Here is a 21,988-nt window from a genome sequence, read left to right as displayed (position 1 = left end):
GAGACACACATGGGGCCGGACATCGGTTCCGATCCGGGGGGCTCCGGCACGCTGGCCGTGCTGGAACTCCTCGCGGAGGAAGCACCGCAGAGCCGCTTCGAGGGTCTGCTGTCCGACAGGCGCAGGGCGGGGGCCGGCGCGGCGGAGATCGCCGAGCTGACCCGGGCACTGGAACTGGCGCGCGCGGTCCAGGCGAGCGCCGGGCGGCGTCAGCAACGGGAGGCGGCGCTCACCGCGCTGGTGGACACCGCGCACGACTTGACCTCGCCGTACGACCTGGACAGCCTGCTGCGGGTGATCACCCGGCGGGCCCGGCGGCTGCTCGGCTTCGACATGGCCTGGGTCTCACTCGACCGCCCCGACGGCACGGGCTACGTACGGACCTCCGAGGGCGAGACCACCGACCTCAACGTCGGGCTCGAAGCGGGCGCCGGCCACGGCCTGGGCAGCATGGCCCAGGCCCGCCGCGCGCCCGTGTGGAGCGCCGACTACCTGAACGACGACACCGTTCCGCACGGCCCCGGCCTGGACGCCGTGGTCCGCGCCGAGGGCCTGCACGCGATCATCGCGGTGCCGCTGCGCCACGGGGAGACCACCCTGGGCGCCCTGTACGGCGCCGACCGCGCCGTGCGCCGCTTCACCCCGGACGAGATCGGGCTGCTGTTCTCGCTCGCCGACCTGGCCGCCGTCGCCATCGAGAAGGCGCGGCTGCTGGAGCAGACCCGGGAGGAGGTCACCGAGCTGGAGTGGTTCGGCTCCCGGACCAACACCACGCTGACCCGGGTCCGCTACCTGTGGGAGTGCCACGCCCGGATGGCCGGGCTGGTCCTGGACGGGGCGAACATGTCGGCGCTGGCTCGGGCCACCGCGGACGCGCTGGACGGGGTCCTCCAGGTCCGGGATCCCGGCGGGCGGCCGCTGGTCTCCACCGGCGAGCTGCCGGCCGACCTCGACGAGGAGGCCGTGGCGAAGGCGGCCCTGGCGGTCCATGCCGACCTGCTGCCCGTGGAACTGCCCGGTGACGTGTGGCTGGCCCCGGTGCTGGCCGGCGCCGAGAACCTGGGCGTCCTGGTGCTGCACGCCTCGGCGCCGCTCACCGTGGAGGACGTACGGCTGCTGCAGATGGCCTCGCAGACGGTGGCCTCGCTGATCCTGATCCAGCGCGGCATGGCGGCGGCCGAGGGGCCGGTCCACGAGGAGCTGCTCCAGGAACTGCTGGACCGGCCGAACCGCTCCGACCGGCACCTGCTGGAGCGGGTGCGGCGCCTGGGCATCGAGCTGGACCGCCCGCACGTCGTGGTCGTGGCCCGGCCGGAGGGCGGGGAGCTGGGCAGGGCCGTGGCCTGGGCGTCGTCGTACGCCTACCGGATGAACGGCCTCAAGGGCGTGCGCCGCGGCTGCATCGTGCTCGTGCTGCCCGGCTCCGACGCCTCGGCCGCCGCCCGCCAGGTCTCGGCCGAGCTGTCACCGCTGCTCGGCCACCCGGTGTCCACGGGCGCCGCGGGCCCCTCGCAGGGCGCCCCCGAGGTGGCCCGGGTGTATGCCGAGGCCGTGCGCTGCCTGGACGCCCTGACCGCGCTGGACGGGGCCGGCGGCACCGCTTCGCTGAGCGAACTGGGCTTCCTGGGCCTGCTGCTGTCCACGGACCACGATGTCGAGGCGTTCATCGGCTCGACGATCGGCCCGGTACTGGAGTACGACGAGACCCGCTTCACGGAGCTGGCCCGCACCCTGGACGCGTACTTCGAGTCGGGCGGCAGCCCCACTCACGCGGCCGAGGCGCTGCACGTCCACGCCAACACCGTCTCGCGCCGCCTGGACCGCATCGCGGAACTGCTCGGCCCGCTGTGGCAGAAGCCGGACCGGGCCCTGGAGATCCAGATGGCGCTGCGCCTGCGCAAGGCCCGCCAGGTGCTGCAGGAGCGGCGTGCCGAGGCGGGTCAGGAGGTCGCGGGCACGGCGTAGGACTCCTGGTGCTGCGCCGGACCCACGAGGCTGTGGGCGGCGTGCGCGATGGAGGCCATGGTGACGTGCCGGTGCCAGCCGTGCAGGGAGCGCCCCGCGTAGTCGCGCAGGCCCAGTTCCTGGCCGCTGTGCTGGGCGGAGAGCGTGACCCGGCGGGCCTTCTTGGTGAGCCGCAGCAGCGGCCCCACGGGCAGCCGGGTCAGGTCGGTGATCCACATCTGGGTCGGCAGCCGGCGCGGGTCGGTCCACTCGCCGATCAGCAGCAGCTGGCGGCGGCGGGACTGCGACGGGTCGGGCATCATCACGCGCACCGCGGCGGCGAGACTGCTGCGGTGCACGGACGGGTTGACCGGATCCTGCCATTCCACGGGCGTGCGCAGCCCCTTGATGGACTGGAGCACGTCTCCGGCGTTCATGAGGCCGGAGCCGTAGCCGGGCAGTGCCGGGTCGGTGACGAGCAGCCGGCTGTTCGGGCTGATCCGCGCGATGACGGGTACCCGGGCCTCGGCGAAGCGGTTCATCGTCAGGCGGGTGCCGATGTGCCGGATGTCGAGGACCACGGGACGCGCGGGCATCCCGGAGGCCTTGACCGTCTCGATGACGCCGCTCGCGGCGCACTCCTCGTACGACATGTGCTGCGCGGCCTCGGGCGCGCCGACCTGGCGCTGGGCCGAATTGGCCACGGCCTCGGCGTTGTTCTCGGCGTCCGGCAGGAAGAGCCGCCAGCCCACCGGAGTGGCCATCTCGGGAGAGATGAACCAGGTGCCGAAGGCCTGCTGGCCGCGGAACATCTGGCCCTGGTGCGGGTCGAAGCGGTGGCCCACGCCCACGGAGTGCTCGCCGCCCTTGGGTATCGCCATCGGCTGGGCGACCCACGCGGTGAGCGGGGTGGAGGCCTCCAGGTAGCGCGAGAGCGCGGTGCGGATGGGCTGCCAGTCCCAGGTGGAACTGGAGATGAAGTGGTGCAGGCTCTGCTCGGCGGCGGGGCCCCCGACCTGCGCGGCGATGCTGCGGATCGACTTGCGCCCATGGGTGGTGAGCAGGCCCCGTACGTACTGCAGGCCTCTTTCCCGCTGATCCTTGCGGCGGAGCGAGGCGAAGACCGTGGCGCACAGGTCCTCGGTCACCTCGCTCAGCTGGTCTCGCCGGAGCTGGACCGCGGTGGCGCGGCCCCTCTGCGCCCCCACGACGGACCCTTCCTTCCGGACGTTGGTGTTCATGACGGTGGTCATGACATGCCCCCTTGACTGCGTCGGATGCAGTCACACCGTCCGCCGGGGACCTGCGCGCAGGGGAGGTGCGGCGGCCACCTGGGTGTGCCCGGAGGGTGGTGGCGGGGCCCCACAGCCCTTGCGGCACAAGGGATGCGGGGGGGTCGGGTGGTACCCGGGCAGGTGGCGAAGGTGATGGATTCCCGGCCGATCTGACGTTCTCGGGACCGGACACCGGACCGTTGCGGGTCCGGTATGCACGATGAGCGCCATGATGCAGAACGACGACGCCACGGCCTGGCAGGGCAGCCGACTTGATCTGGACGCGTACCTCCTGCGGATCGGCTACACCGGGGAGCTCGCCCCCACGATCGATGTGCTCCGTGCCCTGACCCGGGCGCACATCACCGCCATCCCCTTCGAGGTCGTCGACATCGTCCTCGGCCGACCGGTCTCCCTGGACCTGCTGGATCTGCAGAACAAGCTGGTGCGCCGGCGCCGCGGCGGCTACTGCTACGAGCACAACCTGCTGCTCGCGGCCGCGCTGGAGCGCATCGGCTTCGCGGTGACGGGGCTCGCCTCGCGGGTCCGGGTCGGCGCCGACGGCATCCGCCCGGCCACGCACGCCCTGCTGCGGGTGGAAACGGCGGAGACCGCCGAGACCGGCCGGGTGTGGGTGTGCGACCCGGGGTTCGGCCGCAACCCGCTGGAGCCCGTCGAGCTGGCGGACGGCGCCGAGGTGACCTCCGACGGCTGGGGCTTCCGGCTGAACCGGGAGACCACCGAGCTGGGCGACGGCGTGTACGCGCTCCAGGCCAGCGGTCCGCAGGGCTGGTTCGACCTGCACGCCTTCACCCTGGACCAGCGCCACCCACAGGACTGGCTGGTCGCGAACCACTTCCTGTCCACGCACCCGCGCTCGCCGTTCGCGTGCCGCCTGGTGGCCCAGAAGATGGGTGAGCGGGAGCACCACTTCCTCGACAGCACCGTCCTGACCACCGTGCTGCCGGACGGTACGGCCACCGAGCGCCGGTTCAAGCCGCAGGAGATCCCGGCGCTGCTGCACGACCTCTTCGAGGTGGAACTGCCGCGCTCGGACCACTCGCAGCTGATCAGCCGCGTGACGATCGCCCGCGAGATCGACGCCGTGTATCCGGCGACGCTTCCGCAGCCGCCGTCGAGCCTGCCGCGCGTGAAGCCGCTGTGGGAGGGGGCCGTGCACCGTCCGTCCCGCAAAATGCCGGTTCCGGCCTCCTGAACGCCGTGTTCCGGTCACTCCGGAGGTGACACACCGACCTCTGTTCCGTTGTCCGCCCGGAAACTTTGGCCTGAGGATCGCCGCGTGTGACACATCGGCTCAACTGCCGCTCTGTACACAGAATCTGGAGGACTTTCCCTTGAGAGCGATCCTCATCGGTGGGGGCCCCGTCAGCTGCCTCGTGGCACGGCAGCTGCGCAAACTTTCCATCGAAGTCGACATCTACGAACGCGGTCCCGATCCGCGTCTGCCGCGCACCGGGCGCGGTCATTCCTTCAACCTCACCCTGACCTTGCGCGGCCTGTCCACGCTCGATCCGGAACTGCGCGACGTCCTCTACGGCCACGGTGTCCCGTGCCCGCGGCGGGTCGTGCACCACGACGACGGTTCCCTGACGTCCCAGCCCTACGGGACCAAGGAACACCATCTCCTGTCCATCCCGCGCCACGTGCTCCACTGCACCCTGCTCACCGAGGCGGAGGAAGCCGGAGCCCGGGTCTTCTTCGACCACGAGGCGATCAAGGTCGACACCCGCAACGCCCGCGCCGTCTTCGTCGCGAAGGACAAGGGCGTCCGGGAGGCCGAGGGCGACCTGCTGCTCGGCGTGGACGGTGCCAACAGCATCGTCCGGCACGAGATGACCAAGGCCGGCGCCCGGCTCGAGGTCCAGCAGGAGTTCATCAAGCACGGCTACATCGAGCTCCACATGCCGCCCGGCGGCAAGGGCGAGCACGCGCTGCGCACGATGACCAGCGGCGACGACCGGCACGCCCTGCACCTGTGGCCGCGCGGCGAGTTCGTCCTCATCGCCCAGCCCAACCAGGACGGCTCGTACACCACGACGCTGTTCATGCCGCTGGATCCCGACGAGAACGGCCGTCCGGGCCTGCGCCAGCTCACCACCTCCGCGGCGGTGAAGGCGTTCTTCTACAAGTACTTCCCGGACGCGGTGAGTCTGCTCCCCGACCTGACGGACGACTTCTTCGCCGCTCCGCCGGCCTCCTTGAAGATCGTCCGGTGCAACCCGTTCCACTACGGCCGCACCGTGCTCCTCGGCGACGCCGCGCACACGATGGTCCCGTTCTACGGACAGGGCATCAACTGCAGCTTCGAGGACGTCGCGACCTTCATCGAGCTGTTCCAGCGGGCGCTCACCCGGCACGACCCGGCCGCCGCCGTCCAGCAGACGCTGGCCGACTTCACGGCCGCCCGCAAGGCGCCGGGCGACGCGATCATCGCGCTGTCCCGGGCCCACCTGGACGAGCTCAGCGCGCAGGCCGGACAGCAGCAGTACCACACACAGCGGCGCATCGAACGGGAGCTGCACGAGCGCTACCCGGACCACTTCGTCCCGCTCTACCAGCGCGTGGCCTTCACGACCATCCCGTACGACGTCTCCCTGGAGCTGTACGAACGCGACCAGCAGGCCCTCACGGACCTGCTGGAGCGCTTCGATCCGGAGACCGAGGCCGGGAAGATCCACCAGGCCTTCGGCGAGCGGATCGGGGGCAAGGGGAGGTCCGTCGCCGGCCACACCGACCCCGGCACCACGGCCGGCGCGGGCGGCGTCACCACCGCGACCGCCGCGACCCGCGGGGGCAAGAAGTGACCGCGGGGCAGCAGGAGGAGCTGGCACTCAACCTCTCCCCGCAGGCCATGCGCGCACTGCTCGACGCCGTCTCCGAGCGGGTCCTCGGCTTCCACCAGGAGCTGGCCGACGGCGCGCACCCCGCCAGCTACGTCAACGACTCCCTGCAGACGGAGGCGTACGAGGCGGGCCGCAAGATCTGCGCCGAACTGCGCGAGGACGAGATCCCGCGGCAAGGGGCCGAGGTCGGCGAGCTCCTCGACGAGCTCTTCGGCCCGGCCACCGCCAACGGCACCATGCACCCCCACCCCGGGTTCATGGCGCACGTCCCCTCCGGGGGCCTCTTCCAGGGCGCGGTCGGCGACTTCATCGCCCGCTCGATCAACCGCTTCGCCGGAGTGTGGATCGCCGCCCCCGGCTTCCAGCAGATCGAGCGCAACGTCATCCGCTGGTACGGCCGGATGCTCGGCTACGGGGAGGGCTCCTTCGGGTACCTCACCACGGGCGGCTCCATAGCCAACCTGATGGGCCTGCTCTGCGCCCGGCGGGCCGCCGAGGACCTCCCCGGGGAGCCCGTCGTCTACGTCTCCTCCGAGGGCCACTACTCGGTCGCCAAGGCGGCCGGCATCGCCGGCATCCCGGGCTCCCGGATCCGCTCGGTGGCCGCCCGCGAGGACTGCGCGATGGACCTCGGCGCCCTGCGGGCCGCCATCGCCGCCGACCGGGCCGCCGGGCTGGTTCCTGCCGCCGTCGTGGGCACCGCCGGAACCACCAATTCCGGTGCGGTGGACGACCTGGCGGCGATCGCCGGGATCTGCCGCGAGGAGGGCATCTGGTTCCACGCCGACGCCTGCTTCGGCGGCTTCTTCCGCATCACCGAGCGCGGCCGCGCCGCGCTGCGGGGCATCGAGGAGGCCGACTCGATCGCCGTCGACGCGCACAAGTCCCTCTTCCTCCCGCACGGAAGCTCGGCCCTGCTCGTCAAGGACCAGGAGAGCCTGCGCCGCACCTTCGAGATCCCCGGCGCCTCCTATCTGCCGGGCCTCGTCGAAGAGGACGAGATCGGGGACTTCTGCACCTACGGCCCCGAGCTGTCCCGGGAGATCCGCGGCCTCACCGCGTGGCTGCCGCTGAAGATGCACGGCGTCGACGCCTTCGAGGCCTGCATGGACGAGAAGCTCGACCTGATCGAGTACCTCGCGCGCGAACTCCCGCGCATCGACGGGCTGGAGGTGGTCGCGGACCACCCCCTGCACCTGCCCGTGCTCAACTTCAAGTTCACCGCCGAAGGCCTCGGCCAAGGCGAACTGGACCGGCTCAACGCCAAGCTGTGCGAGCTCGTGTGCTCCCACGGCAACGTCTATCTGACGACGACCGAACTGCCCCGGCACGGCATGGTCGTCCGGGTCTGCATCCTGCACCCCCGGACCGGCAGGGCCGTCGTGGACCAGCTGCTCAAGGACATCGCGTGGGCCGCCGGCCGGCTCCGCGCACCCGAGGAGATCTGACATGTCGGTCACCGACCATCCGACATCCGCACACCAGGGCACGGGCGGCCCGCCGCCCTCGCCCTCCGGCACCCCCGAGGAGATCGTCGCCCGTTTCAACGCGGACCCGTTCGGCAATCTGCTGGAACTGGAGCAGGCCCACGGCACGCTGTTCCAGCTGCCGCTCGGCAACCTCGGCAACGAGGGGCTCGAACACATCCCGGCCAACGGCCAGTGGGCGTTCCTCACCCGCCCGCACCAGGTCAAGGCCATGTACGAGGCCCCCGAGGCGGTCGCCAGCGGCGCCCAGGCCAACAAGCTGTTCTTCGGCACCGACGAATCCTCCGTCGGCTACATCGACGGAGCGTCCCACCGGTGCCGCCGCGGGCGCCTGCACCCCGCCTTCGGCGGCAGCCAGGACTACTCGCCGCTGGTCCTGGGCACCCTGGACCGCGTCATCGGGGAGTGGCCCCGGGACACCCCGTTCCCCCTCTACGACGAGCTCCAGAACCTGACCTCCCAGGTCATCACCGACGTGGTCTGCGGCAACATGTCCCCCGGGGAGCAGGACGAGCTCCGGGCCATGCTGCTGCGCACGGAGAACGCCAAGTACACCCGCGCCGAGATCATCGACGCGGACGCCTCGCTGCGCGCCTTCATCGCCCGGCGCATCGACGGCTACATCGAGAGGGCGGACCGGCGCGGCAAGGACGACTTCCTCACCACCCTGCTGCGCCTGGGACAGGACAAGGACGAGGAACTCACCCACGACACAGTGCGCGACGAGGTGTTCAGCCTCCTCTACACGGGCTTCTCCACCACGGCGAACACCCTGTCCTGGGCCTTCCTGCGGCTGCTGGACGACGACCGGGTGCGCGAGCTCCTCACGGCCGAACTGCGTGAGATCCACCAGGACGGACGCGAGATCACCCGCGACTCGCTCGCCGAGTCCCCGTACCTGGAGGCCGTGCTCAAGGAGGTGCTGCGCCTGCACCCGGTCACCCCGCTCAACGGGGTCCGGCTGCTCAAGCAGGACCTGGAGCTCGACGGCTACGTCATCCCGGCCGGCACCATCCTGGTGCACTGCGCCTACCTGCTCCAGCGCTCGCCGGAGGTGTGGAAGGACCCGCTGGAGTTCCGCCCCGAGCGGTTCCTCGGCGAGTCCCACGAGGCCTACGCCTGGGGCGCGTTCGGCGGCGGCAGCCGGATGTGCGTCGGCCGCGGCTTCTCGCTCGGCGAGATGAAGGCGATCCTCACCCGGGTCCTGACCGCCCACACCCTGGAGCGCCCGGAGGGCCTGGCGGCCCTGCCGCCCTCGCAGATGCAGGGCTTCTTCATGGCGCCCGACGACCACGCGGTCGTCGTCCTGCGCGGGGAGGGCTCCCGGTGAGCGCGGGCAGCGCCCTCGACGCGATCATCGAGGGCGTCCTCGCCGACCTGTCGGTGCGCCGGCTCCGCACGCCGCTCGGCGACCTGAAGGCCCTGGCCGCCGGGGCCTGCCCGCCCGTCGACGCCGTGGCCGCCCTGCGCCGCCCGGAGGGCGTCCAGGTCATCGCGGAGGTCAAACGGGCCAGCCCCTCCAAGGGCCCGCTCGCGGTCATCCCCGACCCGGCCGAACTGGCCGCGGCCTACGAGGCCGGCGGGGCGGCGGTGGTCAGCGTCCTCACCGAGGAGCGCCGCTTCCGCGGCTCGCTGGACGACCTGGACGCGGTCCGCGCCCGGGTCTCCATCCCGGTCCTGCGCAAGGACTTCATCGTCAGCCAGTACCAGCTGTGGGAGGCCCGGGCCCACCAGGCCGACCTCGCCCTGCTGATCGTGGCGGCGCTGTCCCAGGAGGACCTGGTCACGCTGATCAAGCTGGCCGAGGACATCGGTCTGACCCCGCTCGTCGAGGTCCACACCGAGCAGGAGGTGGCCCGCGCGGTCGCCGCCGGCGCACGGATCATCGGGGTCAACGCCCGTGACCTGCGCACCCTCGAGGTGGACCGGCGGACCTTCGGCAAGCTCTCGGCGGCCATCCCCGACGACATCGTCCGGATCGCGGAGTCGGGCGTGCGCGACGCCGAGGACGTCGCCGCGTACGCGGCCGAAGGGGCGGACGCGGTACTGGTCGGCGAGGCGTTGGTGACCGGGGGCACGCCCCGCGCGACCGTCGCCGGCTTCCTCGCCGCCGGTGCCCGCCGGGGAGGGGACCGGAGATGACACAAGGGCGGGCCGTTCGCGTACCTCACGCGAACGGCCCGTCCGGGTCCCGGCGCCTTCCCGCCGGTTCAGCTCTCCGAGGGGGCGAGCTTGGAGGACAGCGCCACCCAGCGGCCGAGGACCGAAGCCGCCGCCCCCGTGTCGATGGCGGCCCGGGCCCGCTCCACTCCGGCGGCCAGCCGCTCGGCGACCGGCCGGGACGAGGCCTCCAGAGCGGCCAGCCCGGCCGCCGCCGACAGCACCACGGCGTCCTGTACGGGCCCGCGCGCCCCGGCGAACACGTCCCGGGCGACCTGGGCGTTGTGCCGGGCGTCCCCGCCGCGCAGCGCGTCGGCGGGAGCGAGGGCGATCCCGATCTCCCGCGGGTCGAACCGCTCCTCGCGCACCTCTCCGCCCGCCACCGACCAGATCCGGGAGGTGGTCGAGACCGACAGTTCGTCCAGGCCGTCGTCGCCCCGGAACACCAGGGCCGAGGCCCCGCGGCGCGCGAGCACCCCTGCCACGAGCGGGGCCATGCGCGGGTCGGCCACCCCGATGGCGTGCGCCGTGACATCGGCCGGGTTGGTCAGCGGACCCAGCACGTTGAAGACCGTACGGACCCCCAGTTCGCGGCGCGGCCCGGAGGCGTGCCGCATCGCGGGGTGGAAGCGGGGTGCGAAGCAGAAGGTGATGCCGGCCTCCTCGGCCAGCGCCACCACGTCCGCCGGCTCCAAGTCCAGGCTGATGCCCAGCTCCCGCAGCACGTCGGCGGAGCCCGAGGCGGAGGAGGCGGAGCGGTTGCCGTGCTTGACGACCTTGGCACCCGCGCCCGCCGCGACGACCGCCGACATGGTGGAGACGTTCACGCTGTTCGAGCCGTCGCCACCCGTTCCGACGATGTCCACCGTGGGTCCGGGGATGCGGATGCGGACCGCGTGCCGGCGCATGGCCCGGGTGAAGCCCTCGATTTCGCCGACGGTCTCGCCCTTGGCGCGCAGTCCGATCAGCAGTCCGGCGATGTGGACGGGAGCGACATCGCCCCGCATGACCTGATCCATCGCCCAGTCGGTCTCCTCCGGACTCAGGTCCTCGCCCGTGACCAAGGCGGTCAGCAGTTCCGGCCACTTTCGTTCCACGGAAAACCTCCCTAGTTATGAGGAAGCCAGTCTGGTGCGTATTTCGGAAGGGCGCCCATACCAGTCGCCGGTTTTGGCCAGGTCCAGTTGTCCAGAGGGGGGAACTCGGGATGTGGAATTTTTCGAGAAATATTTCCAGGAATGCGGGGGAATCGCTCACCGCACAATTGCAGAACATCGTGAGGAGTGAGATCGCGCAGGGGGTGCTGCATCCGGGCACGCCCATGCCCTCCACCCGCCGGCTCGCCGCGGACCTCTCGGTCTCGCGCAGCGTGGTGGTGGAGGCCTACGGGCAGCTCGTCGCCGAGGGGTACCTGGAGGCCGTACGGGGGTCCGGCACCCGGGTCGCCCGCCATCTCGCCCCGGCCGGCGCCGCGTCCCGCGATCAGCGCCCCGAGCCCGCGCTCCCCGTCTCCCCGCCCGCACCCTGGATCGACCTGCGCACCGGCGGAGCCGACAGCACCCCGCACTTCCCGCACCGTGAATGGCTGGCCTCCTACCAGCGCGCGCTGTACGCCGTACGGCCCGGACAGCTCGACTATCCGCCGCTGGCCGGGACGGCCCCGCTGCGCGAGGAACTGGCCCGTTACATGGGCCGGGTACGGGGCGTGCGCACGGCCCCCGAACAGGTCATGGTGGTCTCCGGCTTCGCCCAGGGCCTGGGCCTGCTCTGCTCGGTCCTGCCGCACCGGGGCGCACCCGACATGGCCGTCGAGGATCCCTGCCACCAGCGGCTTCGCGGGTTCGTCAAGGACGCCGGAATGCGGCCGCTGCCCATCCCCGTCGACCGCGAGGGCATCGACGTCGAGGCGCTCGCCCGGTCCGGTGCGCGGGCGGTCCTCGTCACGCCCACCCACCAGTTCCCGACCGGCGCGGTGCTCAGCGGACAGCGCCGGGAGGCACTGCTGCGGTGGGCGCACGACGTGGACGGCTGGATCGTCGAGGACGACCACGACGGCGACCTGTGGTTCGACCGCGCGCCCCGCCCGCTGGCCCTCCAGCGCCGGGCCCCCGACCGGGTGGTGCACGCGGGGACGGTGAGCAAGACGCTCGTGCCGGGGCTGCGGCTTGGCTGGCTGGTGGCGCCGCCTGCGCTCTTCGCCGACCTCGAGCGGGTCCGCGCCCACCGGGACCTCGGCCACGACGTGCTGACCCAGCTGGCCTTCGCCGACCTGATGGCCAGCGGCGCCTTCGACCGGCACCTGCGCTCCACCCGGGCCCGCTACCGCGGCCGGCGCGAGGCGCTCACCGACGCGCTCCAGCGCCATCTGCCGGAGGCCTCGCTGCTGGGCGCGGCCGCCGGCCTGCACGTGTACGTGGGGCTGCCCCGGGCCGCCGACGAGGAGGCGCTGGTGGCCGCCGCCCAGCGGCGCGGGGTACGGCTGCGCGGCGGCCGGGAGTTCCACGCCGCACCGCACCGGTCCCGGCCCGCACTGGTCCTGGGCTACGGCGCGCACTCGCGGACCGGACTTCGCCGCGCGGCCGCCGAACTGGCCGCGGGCTACGCGGAGACGGCCGCGGCGGGGTCGGCGGGGTCGGCGGGGTCGGCGCCGAAGGCGGCCAGGAAGTTCTCGAACACCGGGAGTCCCCGCGGGGTGCTGATGCTCTCGGGCTGACGCCGCACGCCCCGCACCGGCGGGGTGCGCGGCGTCCCGGTCCCGCTCAGGCCAGCAGTTCCTTGCCGGTCAGCGCCCAGTAGGCCGCCGACATCTTCGCCATCGTCTCGTTCCACTCGGCGGCGGGGTCGGAGCCCTCGACGATGCCGGCGGAGCTCTGCGTCGAGTACACCGCGCCGTCGTGGACGATCGTGCGGATGCACAGGGCCAGCTCGTTCCAGCCCCGGACGTCGAGCAGCCCCACCGCCCCCGCGTACAGCCCGCGCGGTTCGATCTCCAGCGTCCCGATCAGCTCCATGGCGCGGGGCCGGGGCACCCCGGTGACCGTCCCCGCCGGGAAGGCCGAACACAGCGCCGACCACACGTCGGCGTCCGGCGGCAGCTTCCCGCTGACCGTCGAGATCATGTGGAAGACGTGCGAGAAGGCCTCCACCGTCATCAGCTTCTCCACCCGCGGGTTCCCGGGCCCGGTCACCGCCGCGAGGTCCTCCCGCGCCAGGTCGACCAGCATCAGGTGCTCGGCCCGCTCCTTGGGGTCCTTCACCAGCTCGGCCACGCGCCGCTCGTCGGTCTGCGGATCGCCGCTGCGGTGCGCCGTACCGGCGATCGACCGCAGCGTCAGGGTGTCGTCGGACATCCGGAACAGCAGTTCGGGGCTGGCGCCGACGACGGTGCCCGTCGCATGCGGCAGCAGGTACATGTGCGGCGAGGGGTTGCGGGCCCGCAGCCGCCGGTAGACGTCCACGGGGGACAGCGAGGACCGTACGTCGATGCGGTGGCCGACCTGGATCTGGTCCACCTCGCCGTCGGCGATGTGCGCCAGACACCGCCTCACCCGGTGCAGGAAGTCCTCCCGCTCCATGGAGTCCCGCACCTCGTACACCTCCGGGGCGGGCACCGGCTCGTCCGCGCCGACCAGCGGGCTCAGGTCCACCTCGGGCGCCGCGGGCCAGCCGTCGGCGGCGGCGTGCACCAGGACGGGAGGCTCCCCGGCGGCCGCGTAGTGCGCGGTGGTGCGGAACAGCGTCAGCGTGATGTCGGCCTTGGCGGGGTCGGTGTCCGCGCGCAGCCGCTCCATGTGCCCGGCCGCGCCGTAGCCGATGACGGTGACGAAGCCGAAGGAGAAGCCGTCGCACGGGCTCTCGCCCTCCAGCTCGAAGAGCCGCTGGGTGGCCCGCAGCAGCTCCCAAAAGCTCGGCGAGGGGCCGCGCCAGGCACCGCCCACGTCGTCCTCCCGGAGCCCGGCGGCCGCCGCGGCGGCCCGCGCCAGGGCGGTCAGGGACGCGAGCCCGTCGATCTCGACCCGGTTGGCGTACACGCGCAGCTGCAACAGCCGGCCCCAGCCCACCAGGGCGGCCATCCGGCCCGGTTCGGATCCGACCGGGTGCTCGAACAGGAAGACCTGGTCGGTGCCGAGCTGGGAGCCCAGCCGTGTGTAGAGATCCAGGGGTGCGTGCGACGCCGGAAGCGCCGTCGTCCGGATTCTTACATTCACTGTTGGCATCCAGTTTTCCTTACTCGCCTCGACCCGTAGCGGGACGTGTGCAGCAAATCATCAGGTCGGTAAATGTAGCCAGACCAATCGGGGATTCGGGATGCGGACCACTTCGAGAAACGCTTGACCAGTTTCAGCCAACACCTATTGAGTAGCGGCACAAGCACGTCACACAGTCCATTCGAGGCGGATATGATCACAAATTCATCTCACACGTCGGCAATCGATTCCTGGCGTTCCCGTCCGGCCGCGCAGCAGCCGGACTGGCCCGATCACGAAGAACTCGACCAGGTCGCCGCGCATCTGAAGAACGCCCCGCCGCTGGTGTACGCCGCGGAATGCGACCGGCTGCGCGACCAGCTCGGTGCGGTCGCCCGCGGCGAGGCCTTCCTGCTCCAGGGCGGCGACTGCGCCGAGACCTTCGCGGGCAACACGGCCCCGGCGGTCGAGGGCAAGCTGCGCACCCTGCTGCAGATGGCCGTCGTCCTCACCCACGGTTCGTCCCTGCCGGTGGTCAAGGTCGGCCGGCTCGCCGGTCAGTACGCCAAGCCCCGCTCCAGCGGCACCGAGGTCCGCGAAGGGATGGCCCTGCCCTCCTACCGGGGCGACGCCGTCAACGGCCATGCCTTCACGGAGGCCGACCGCCGCCCCGACCCGCAGCGCCTGCGCACCATGTACGAGGCGTCCACCACGACGCTGAACCTCGTACGGGCCTTCATGACGGGCGGCGGCGCCGACCTCTCCCTGGTGCACCGCTGGAACCAGGGCTTCCTGGAGGGCACCCCGGCCGTCGGCCGCTACGAGCGGATCGCCGGCGAGATCGACCGCGCGCTCGCCTTCATGCGCGCCTGTGGTGTCGACCCCGGCGCCCTGCACGCCACGGAGATGTACGCGAGCCACGAGGGCCTGCTGCTGGACTACGAGGCGGCGCTGACCCGCGTCGAGCCGGAGACCGGCCTCGCGTACGCGACCAGCGGCCACCTCGTGTGGATCGGCGAGCGCACCCGCGACCTGGACGGCGCGCACGTCGAGTACTTCTCGCGCATCTCCAACCCCGTCGCCGTCAAGCTCGGCCCGACCGCGACCCCGGACACCGTGCTGGCCCTGTCGGAGCGGCTCAACCCCGACCAGATCCCGGGCCGGCTCACCTTCGTCGTGCGCATGGGCGCCGAGAAGGTCCGCGACCTGCTGCCCGACCTGGTCGGCAAGGTGGCCGCCGAAGGGCTGGTCGTGCCCTGGGTCTGCGACCCGATGCACGGCAACACCTTCACGGCCTCAACCGGCCACAAGACCCGGCACTTCGACGACGTGCTGAACGAGGTCGCGGGCTTCTTCGAGGTCCACCGGTCCCTGGGCACCCACCCCGGCGGCCTGCACATGGAGCTGACCGGCGACGACGTCACCGAGTGCCTGGGCGGCGGCTACAACCTGGAGGCCGACGACCTGTGCCTCCGCTACGAGACGGCCTGCGACCCCCGCCTCAACCACAGCCAGTCCCTCGACGTCGCCTTCCTGGTCGCGGAGATGCTGCGCAACCACCGGCGTTAACCCACCACACCCGAGAGGCACAGTCCGTGAAACGCGGCTTACTTCCGCTGTCCGTGACCGCCCTGGCCCTGACCCTGTCCCTGAGCACCGCCCCCGTCTCCCAGGCCGCCCCGGCCGGCGGCGAGGACGCCGCCGCCCGGGGCTGGTCCGTCACCTGGGACGACTTCCGCAGGGGCTTCGACACCACCGGATCCGACGCCAAGTGGCAGCTGACGCCCACCGGCGACCTGCCCGCCGGCGACGGGACCCCCACCACCTCGGCGGCCGGCCTGCGCGTCGCCGCCTCCGGCACCAACCCGGCCACCGGGCAGCCGGCGTTCACCTACACCACCGAGCCGGAGCCGGCGGGCGCGGGCGCCTACGACCACCTCAAGTGGTACGCGATGGCCAACCACACCTCCACGGCCGGGTTCACCGGCTTCGACACCACCCCCGGCCAGGTCCTGAGCTGCGAGGCGGGCAACTACTCCGCGCGCACCTTCGGCACCGCGAACCACCCCTTCGGCGCCGACGTCGCCGATCCCCGGACCGACCTGCGGCTCGCCGCCGGCACCATGTCGATGTACGACCTGGAGTCGAGCCTGGTCTTCGACTTCTTCGTCACCGACCGCAAGATCTACGCCTTCTACGAGCGGCTGCCCACGCCCGGCGCCTCGTACGCGTCCTTCTCGTACGCGGTTCCCGTCGCCGACCGCACCCCCGACCAGAAGCACAAGCTGTCGGTCTCCTACGACCGCACCGGCGGCGCCGCCGTCTGGAAGATCGACGGCGCCCAGGTCTTCACGGTGGACCGGCCGGGCCACCGGCTCGCCGACCGCACCCACATGGTCCTCGACCACGGCGGGCAGGAAGAAGACGTGACCCCGCGTCAGCTCTCCTGCGGACTCGGGCTGTTCAACCTGCTCGACGCCGAAGGCGGCAACGGCCGGGGCCTGGTGAAGGTCTCCTCCGAGCCCGCCTACGACCCGGACCGCGGCGCCCCGTACGAGCAGACGTACGTCGACCCCGCCTCGCTGCGGCAGAACCGCCTCTGGGGCCAGGGCGCCCGGATCGACGTGGGCCGCATCGGCATCTCCTCGCTACCGCGCTGACCAGCGGCGCGCGGAACTTGACGGACTGTGGTTCCCGCCCTGGCCCGTGCCCGTCGCATCCAGCAATGTCCTGTACCAGGGCCCCCCACCACGCAATCGCTTATAGGGAGTACCACGGCCATGACCAATGTCGCCGTCATCTACTACTCGTCCACTGGCAACGTTCACCAGCTGGCCGAGGCCGCGGCCACCGCCGCCGAGAAGGCCGGCGGTGAGGTGCGTCTGCGCCGCGTCGCCGAGATCGCCCCGGACTCCGTCATCGCGGCCACCCCGGACTGGGCGAAGCACGTCGAGCAGACCAAGGACATCCCGGTCGCCTCCCTCGAGGACATCGAGTGGGCGGACGTCATCCTGATCGGTACGCCGACCCGCTTCGGCCTGCCCGCCTCGCAGATCAAGCAGTTCATCGACACCACCGGTGGCCTGTGGTTCCAGGGCAAGACCGTCAACAAGGTCTGCTCCTCCTTCACCTCCACGTCCTCGACGCACGGTGGCCAGGAGAGCACGATCCTCGCCCTGAACAACACCTTCTACCACTGGGGCGCCATCATCGTCCCGCCCGGCTTCGCGGACCCGGTCCAGTTCCTCCCGGGCAACGGCAACCCGTACGGCGCGAGCAGCGTCTCGGCGAACGCCGCGGCGAACGTGAACCCGGAGAACCTCTCCGCCGTCGAGTTCCAGGCGCGCCGCGCCGTGGAGATCGCGACCGCCCTGAAGACCGGCTGGGCCGCCGCCGTCTGATCCGGCACCCGGCCAGGGACGTGCGGTGCCACGACGGCACCCCCCGGCGCACCGCACGTCCCGGTCAGCAACGAAGCGAAGAACAGCGAGAGGTGAGCGCGGTGCAGTTCGGCATCTTCTCCATCGGTGACGTGACACCCGATCCGCTGACCGGTCGAGCGCCGACCGAGCACGAGCGGATCAAGGCCATGACGACCATCGCCGTCAAGGCGGAGGAAGCCGGCCTCGACGTCTTCGCGACGGGCGAGCACCACAATCCGCCCTTCGTCCCGTCCTCGCCGACCACGATGCTGGCGTGGATCGCGGCCCGCACCGAGCGGCTGATCCTCTCCACCTCCACCACGCTCATCACCACGAACGACCCGGTGAAGATCGCGGAGGACTTCGCGATGCTCCAGCACCTGGCCGACGGCCGGGTTGACCTGATGATGGGACGCGGCAACACGCCCGCCGTCTACCCCTGGTTCGGCCAGGACCTCCGCAAGGGCCTGGAACTGGCGGTGGAGAACTACGCGCTCCTGCACCGGCTGTGGCGCGAGGAGAACGTCGACTGGAAGGGCCGTTTCCGCGCCCCTCTGCAAGGCTTCACCTCGACCCCGCGCCCCCTGGACGGCGTCCCGCCGTTCGTCTGGCACGGCTCGATCCGCTCTCCGGAGGTCGCCGAACAGGCCGCCTACTACGGCGACGGCTTCTTCGCGAACAACCTCTTCGCCCCGATCGCGCACTTCGCCGGCCTGGTGGACCTCTACCGCGAGCGGTGGGCGCACCACGGGCACGGCACCCCCGAACAGGCGATGGTCGGTCTGGGCGGCCAGGTCTTCCTGCGGCCGAAGTCCCAGGACGCGGTACGGGAGTTCCGCCCGTACTTCGACCGCGCCCCGGTCTACGGCGGCGGCCCCTCGCTGGAGCAGTTCACCGAGCGGACCCCCCTGACGGTGGGCAGCCCCGACGAGGCGATCGAGAAGACCCTGACCTTCCGCGATGCCTACGGGGACTACCAGCGCCAGCTGTTCGTCGTCGACCACGCGGGCCTCCCGCTGAAGACGGTCCTGGAACAGATCGACATCCTCGGCGAAGAAGTGGTCCCGGTCCTCCGCAAGGAGATGGCCTCTTCCCGCCCGCCGGCCGTCCCCCCGGGCCCCCGCCACCCGGCCACCGTCACCACCACCGCCTGAGCCACCCCCCTCCAGCTCTGCCCTGCCCGCCCCTGCCGGGCAGGGCAGAGCTGTGTCCGCGGCCGCGGCCGAAGACGTACGAAGCGGTGGAGGCGTCCGGCCCGATGCCCGGCCGCAACGCCCGTACCCCGGACTCGTCGAGTCCGGGGTACGGGCGTTGCGCGCCGGCTCGCTCTCAGTGCTCGCCCCGCCGCGCCGCGACGCGGGCCAGGCTTTCGCGGGCGGTGGCGGCCACGTGGTCGGCGGTGAAGCCGTGGCGCGCGTACAGCGTGGTGTACGGGGCGCTGTCTCCGAACTGGTCGATTCCCACCGGGATCCCGGCGTCGCCGAGGAGCTGGTACCAGCCGAGCGCGGATCCGGCCTCGACCGTGACACGGGCCCGCAGGGCGCTCGGCAGGACCTGCTCGCGGTACTCGGGGCTCTGCTCCCGGAACCATTCCAGGCACGGCATCGACACGACCCGGGCGGCGATGCCCTCGCTCTGCAGGACGGCCCGGGCGTCCAGCGCGATGTGCACCTCGCTGCCCGTGGCGATCAGCACGACCTCGGGAGCGCCGCCCTCGGCCTCGGCCAGGACGTAGCCGCCGCGTGCGGTGCCCTCGGCCGGTGCCACACCGGACCCGCCGGAGCGGTCGAGGACGGGCAGGTTCTGCCGGCTGAGGCAGAGTCCGGCGGGCCGGTCGTCGTTCTCCAGGATGGTCCGCCAGGCGACGGCCGTCTCGTTCGCGTCGGCCGGGCGTACGACGTCGAGGCCGGGGATGCCGCGCAGCCCCCACAGGTGCTCGATCGGCTGGTGGGTGGGGCCGTCCTCGCCGAGCCCGATGGAGTCGTGGGTCCAGACGTAGGTGACGGGCAGCTTCATCATGGCCGCGAGGCGGACGGCGGGGCGCATGTAGTCGGAGAAGACCAGGAAGGTGCCGCCGTAGGGGCGGGTCCCGCCGTGCAGGGCGATGCCGTTGAGGATGGCGCCCATGGCGTGCTCGCGGATCCCGAAGTGCAAGGTCCGCCCGTACCGGTGACCCGCGTACGCCTCCGTCGACAACTCCTCCGGAATGAAGGAGGGTTCCCCCTTCATCGTGGTCAGGTTGGAGTCGGCGAGGTCCGCGGAACCGCCCCACAGCTCGGGCAGCGTCCCGGCGAGCGCGCTCAGCACGTCCCCCGACGCCTTGCGGGTGGCGATCTGACCGCCCGCCTCGAAGACGGGCAGCGCGTCCGTCCACCCCTCGGGCAGTTCGCGCACGCTGATCCGGTCGAACTCGGCCGCCCGCCCGGGGGCGCCGGCGCGCCAGTCCGCGTACCGCTTCGCCCACGCCTTGACGTCGGCGCGGGCCCGCTCGCCGACCTGCCGGGCGTGCGCGAGCACCTCGTCCGGTACGTCGAAGGAGCGCCGGGGGTCCAGCCCCATGGCCTCCTTGGTGGCCGCGGCCTCGGCCGCACCGAGCGCGGAGCCGTGGATCTTTCCGCTGTTCCGCTTGCCCGGCGACGGCCAGCCGATGATGGTGCGCAGCGCGACGAGCGAAGGCCGGCCGGTCTCCTCACGGGCGGCCGACAGGGCCTCGTGCAGGGCGGCCATGTCCTCCACGTACTCCCCGGTCACGGTCCAGTCGACCTGCTGGACGTGCCAGCCGTAGGCCCGGTAGCGCGCGGGCACGTCCTCGGAGACCGCGATCCGCGTGTCGTCCTCGATGGAGATGCGGTTGTCGTCCCAGAGCACGACGAGGTTGCCCAGCCGCTGGTGGCCCGCGAGGGAACCGGCCTCGTGGCTGATGCCCTCCTCCAGGTCGCCGTCGGAGGCGAACACCCAGACGGTGTGGTCGAAGGGGCTCTCGCCCGGTGCGGCCTGCGGATCGAACAGACCGCGCTCGCGGCGGGCCGCCATCGCCATGCCGACGGCATTGCCCAGGCCCTGGCCGAGCGGGCCGGTCGTGGTCTCGACGCCGGGGGTGTGCCCGTACTCGGGGTGCGCCGGGGTCAGGCTGCCCTCCGTGCGCAGCGCCTTCAGGTCGTCGAGTTCCAGGCCGTAGCCGGAGAGGTAGAGCTGGGTGTAGAGCGTCAGGCTGGAGTGTCCGCAGGACAGCACGAAGCGGTCGCGGCCGGCCCAGTCGGGGTCGGCCGGGTTGTGCCGCATCAGCTGCTGGAACAGCAGGTAGGCGGCGGGCGCCAGGCTCATGGCGGTACCCGGATGGCCGTGGCCCGCGGTCTCCACGGCGTCGATCGCCAACGCGCGGGCGGTGTCGACGGCGCGCCGGTCCAGGTCGCTCCACTCGAAGGGACGGGGGGATTTCTGCTCTGGGCTGCGCGTCACTTGCTCGGGGCTCCTCTGCTCGGTAGGGATGGCCCTGCCGACGTACCCCTCGGCCGCGGCCATCGGCCAGCGGCCACCTTGCAAGGGACCGGGCCCCGCGGGGCAGTGGGCCGCGGCCACTCCGTCAGGTCCCCGGGGCAGCTGACGGAGTACGCGGACCACCTTTGACCCCGGCCGCGGCGCCCGCCCCGGCTACCGGGCCGGCACGCTCCCGATCGTCAGCCGGTGGCTTCGGACGGCCCCTCCAGGACCAGCCGGATCTCCGTGACCTCGTAGCCGGCGCGGGTGAAGGCGGCGGCCATCGGGGCGTTCACGGCGTCCGTGGTGGCGGTGATGCGCTCGGCGCCCTCGGAGGCGTGGAAGCGGGTGATCTCGGCGAGGATCTCGTCGATCAGGCCCCGGCCGCGCTGTTCGGGGACCACGCCGAGGTAGCCGACGTTGCGGTGGTACGGGGTCGCGGAGGGGATCGCCATGCCGGCGAGGGTGCCGTCCGGCAGGTGCGCCAGGCGCCACCAGGAGCGCTCGCCGGGGCAGTCGGTGTAGAACTCGATGTCGTCGCGCGCCAGTTCCTCGGCGTCGATCGTGCGGAGCTCGTTCTGCGTGTGCAGGTCCAGGCTGCCCTGCGAGAGGCGGACGAAGGCGTCGAGGAACTCCTCGTCGGTGCCCTCGCGGAAGACCAGCCGGCCGGTGGGCTCGGCAGTGCCGGCGGCCGGGGTCCACTCGAAGCGCAGCCGCTCGATCTCGCGGACCAGACCGGAGGCGGCGGCGGCCTTCTGCCGCCAGGCGACCGCGTCGGCCATGCCGTCCGCGGAGGCGCGCCAGTCGCGCGGCAGCGAGATGTTGTAGTCGGGGAGCTTGCCGAAGGCCTCGTGCCCGGCGGCGAGCAGCCCGGCGGCGACGGCGGCCGGGTCGGTCACGGAGCCACGTACCTGCAGGCAGTCCAGGACGGCGGGGCGCTCGCTGTCGGCACGGCCCCACCACAGGGCGCGGGCCAGGATCTCGCCGTTCTCGTCCTCGGCGAACCAGGTCCACTCGGGGCGCATCCGGCCCGCGGCGAACTCTTCCCGGATCTTCTCGGGGGTGAGGGCGGGGACGGGGCCGTCGGCCGGGTAGGCGAGGGCGCGGTCCAGGTCGGCGGAGTCTGCTGTGGCAGCGCGGAAATGCATGGGCCGATCATCACACCGGACGGAG

At 72.2% G+C, this 21,988-nt stretch carries 16 protein-coding genes; 11 read left to right on the top strand and 5 right to left on the bottom strand.

What is annotated here, in order from left to right; translation table 11 throughout:
* Positions 1-9: 9 nt before the first annotated feature.
* Positions 10-1,965: a helix-turn-helix domain-containing protein gene (locus OG247_RS22480; protein ID WP_327253924.1), complete on the top strand. Its 1,956-nt coding sequence runs from the start codon at positions 10-12 to the stop codon at positions 1,963-1,965.
* On the opposite strand, the gene OG247_RS22475 is transcribed toward OG247_RS22480, so the two are convergent.
* The gene (locus OG247_RS22475; RefSeq protein ID WP_327253923.1) at positions 1,941-3,197 is read right to left on the bottom strand and encodes an IS701 family transposase; all 1,257 of its coding nucleotides are present in this window, start codon (positions 3,195-3,197) and stop codon (positions 1,941-1,943) included. The two genes, OG247_RS22480 and OG247_RS22475, sit on opposite strands and share 25 nt — an antisense overlap.
* A 250-nt stretch (positions 3,198-3,447) precedes the next feature.
* On the opposite strand from OG247_RS22475, the gene OG247_RS22470 reads away from it, so the two are divergent.
* The 5 genes from OG247_RS22470 (at position 3,448) to trpC (ending at position 9,711) form a co-directional block, all read left to right on the top strand.
* Positions 3,448-4,434 carry an arylamine N-acetyltransferase family protein gene (locus OG247_RS22470; protein ID WP_327253922.1) on the top strand — a complete coding sequence of 329 codons (987 nt, stop codon included), beginning with the start codon at positions 3,448-3,450 and terminating at the stop codon, positions 4,432-4,434.
* Positions 4,435-4,573: 139 nt separating this feature from the next.
* Positions 4,574-6,043 (top strand): FAD-dependent oxidoreductase, encoded by a 1,470-nt coding sequence (locus tag OG247_RS22465; protein WP_327253921.1) that lies wholly within the window; start codon positions 4,574-4,576, stop codon positions 6,041-6,043.
* Positions 6,040-7,530, top strand: coding sequence for a pyridoxal phosphate-dependent decarboxylase family protein (locus OG247_RS22460; RefSeq protein ID WP_327253920.1), 1,491 nt, complete (start codon positions 6,040-6,042; stop codon positions 7,528-7,530). Before OG247_RS22465 ends, OG247_RS22460 begins: the two co-directional genes overlap by 4 nt.
* A gap of 1 nt (position 7,531) precedes the next feature.
* Positions 7,532-8,899: a cytochrome P450 gene (locus OG247_RS22455; RefSeq protein ID WP_327253919.1), complete on the top strand. Its 1,368-nt coding sequence runs from the start codon at positions 7,532-7,534 to the stop codon at positions 8,897-8,899.
* Positions 8,896-9,711, top strand: a complete 816-nt coding sequence (trpC, locus tag OG247_RS22450; RefSeq protein ID WP_327253918.1) for an indole-3-glycerol phosphate synthase TrpC — start codon at positions 8,896-8,898, stop codon at positions 9,709-9,711. The genes OG247_RS22455 and trpC overlap by 4 nt, the downstream gene beginning before the upstream one ends.
* Positions 9,712-9,779: 68 nt before the next feature.
* Here trpC and trpD read toward each other — a convergent pair whose 3' ends face one another.
* Complete coding sequence (gene trpD / locus OG247_RS22445; protein ID WP_327253917.1) at positions 9,780-10,826, bottom strand: anthranilate phosphoribosyltransferase; 1,047 nt, start codon at positions 10,824-10,826, stop codon at positions 9,780-9,782.
* Between the two features lie 110 nt (positions 10,827-10,936).
* Between trpD and pdxR the strand changes: the two genes are divergently transcribed.
* The gene (gene pdxR / locus OG247_RS22440) at positions 10,937-12,442 is read left to right on the top strand and encodes a MocR-like pyridoxine biosynthesis transcription factor PdxR (protein WP_327253916.1); all 1,506 of its coding nucleotides are present in this window, start codon (positions 10,937-10,939) and stop codon (positions 12,440-12,442) included.
* Positions 12,443-12,488: 46 nt separating this feature from the next.
* On the opposite strand, the gene OG247_RS22435 is transcribed toward pdxR, so the two are convergent.
* Positions 12,489-13,946, bottom strand: coding sequence for an anthranilate synthase component I family protein (locus OG247_RS22435; protein WP_327253915.1), 1,458 nt, complete (start codon positions 13,944-13,946; stop codon positions 12,489-12,491).
* A gap of 183 nt (positions 13,947-14,129) precedes the next feature.
* Between OG247_RS22435 and OG247_RS22430 the strand changes: the two genes are divergently transcribed.
* The 4 genes from OG247_RS22430 to OG247_RS22415 all read left to right on the top strand — a co-directional run bounded on the left by OG247_RS22430 (position 14,130) and on the right by OG247_RS22415 (position 18,492).
* Entirely contained in the window at positions 14,130-15,485 is a 1,356-nt protein-coding gene (locus OG247_RS22430; RefSeq protein ID WP_327253914.1) for a class II 3-deoxy-7-phosphoheptulonate synthase, read from the top strand.
* 26 nt (positions 15,486-15,511) lie between these two features.
* Positions 15,512-16,576, top strand: a complete 1,065-nt coding sequence (locus OG247_RS22425) for a DUF6081 family protein (RefSeq protein ID WP_327253913.1) — start codon at positions 15,512-15,514, stop codon at positions 16,574-16,576.
* Positions 16,577-16,696: 120 nt separating this feature from the next.
* Positions 16,697-17,317: an NAD(P)H:quinone oxidoreductase gene (gene wrbA, locus OG247_RS22420; RefSeq protein ID WP_327253912.1), complete on the top strand. Its 621-nt coding sequence runs from the start codon at positions 16,697-16,699 to the stop codon at positions 17,315-17,317.
* Between the two features lie 101 nt (positions 17,318-17,418).
* On the top strand, positions 17,419-18,492 hold the full coding sequence (locus tag OG247_RS22415) for a CE1758 family FMN-dependent luciferase-like monooxygenase (RefSeq protein WP_327257580.1): 1,074 nt from the start codon (positions 17,419-17,421) through the stop codon (positions 18,490-18,492).
* Positions 18,493-18,667: 175 nt separating this feature from the next.
* Here the strand turns inward: OG247_RS22415 and tkt are convergent, their stop codons facing one another.
* Positions 18,668-20,860 (bottom strand): transketolase, encoded by a 2,193-nt coding sequence (gene tkt / locus OG247_RS22410; RefSeq protein ID WP_442813369.1) that lies wholly within the window; start codon positions 20,858-20,860, stop codon positions 18,668-18,670.
* A gap of 155 nt (positions 20,861-21,015) precedes the next feature.
* A complete protein-coding gene (locus OG247_RS22405) occupies positions 21,016-21,963 on the bottom strand; it encodes a GNAT family N-acetyltransferase (RefSeq protein ID WP_327253910.1) in 948 nt (315 codons plus the stop codon).
* Between the last annotated feature and the right edge of the window lie 25 nt (positions 21,964-21,988).

The sequence above is a fragment of the Streptomyces sp. NBC_01244 genome (assembly GCF_035987325.1).
In the GTDB taxonomy this organism is placed as follows: domain Bacteria; phylum Actinomycetota; class Actinomycetes; order Streptomycetales; family Streptomycetaceae; genus Streptomyces.
The sequence above is the reverse complement of the archived record's forward strand: the minus strand, read 5'-3'. Positions and strand labels throughout refer to the sequence as shown.

Coding starts and splice junctions, on each gene's coding strand:
- OG247_RS22475 (WP_327253923.1), bottom strand. CDS start 3,197: ATGACCACCGTCATGAACACCAACGTCCGGAAGGAAGGGTCCGTCGTG.
- OG247_RS22435 (WP_327253915.1), bottom strand. CDS start 13,946: ATGCCAACAGTGAATGTAAGAATCCGGACGACGGCGCTTCCGGCGTCG.
- wrbA (WP_327253912.1), top strand. CDS start 16,697: ATGACCAATGTCGCCGTCATCTACTACTCGTCCACTGGCAACGTTCAC.
- OG247_RS22470 (WP_327253922.1), top strand. CDS start 3,448: ATGATGCAGAACGACGACGCCACGGCCTGGCAGGGCAGCCGACTTGAT.
- OG247_RS22405 (WP_327253910.1), bottom strand. CDS start 21,963: ATGCATTTCCGCGCTGCCACAGCAGACTCCGCCGACCTGGACCGCGCC.
- tkt (WP_442813369.1), bottom strand. CDS start 20,860: ATGGCCGCGGCCGAGGGGTACGTCGGCAGGGCCATCCCTACCGAGCAG.
- pdxR (WP_327253916.1), top strand. CDS start 10,937: ATGTGGAATTTTTCGAGAAATATTTCCAGGAATGCGGGGGAATCGCTC.
- OG247_RS22455 (WP_327253919.1), top strand. CDS start 7,532: ATGTCGGTCACCGACCATCCGACATCCGCACACCAGGGCACGGGCGGC.
- OG247_RS22480 (WP_327253924.1), top strand. CDS start 10: ATGGGGCCGGACATCGGTTCCGATCCGGGGGGCTCCGGCACGCTGGCC.
- OG247_RS22430 (WP_327253914.1), top strand. CDS start 14,130: ATGATCACAAATTCATCTCACACGTCGGCAATCGATTCCTGGCGTTCC.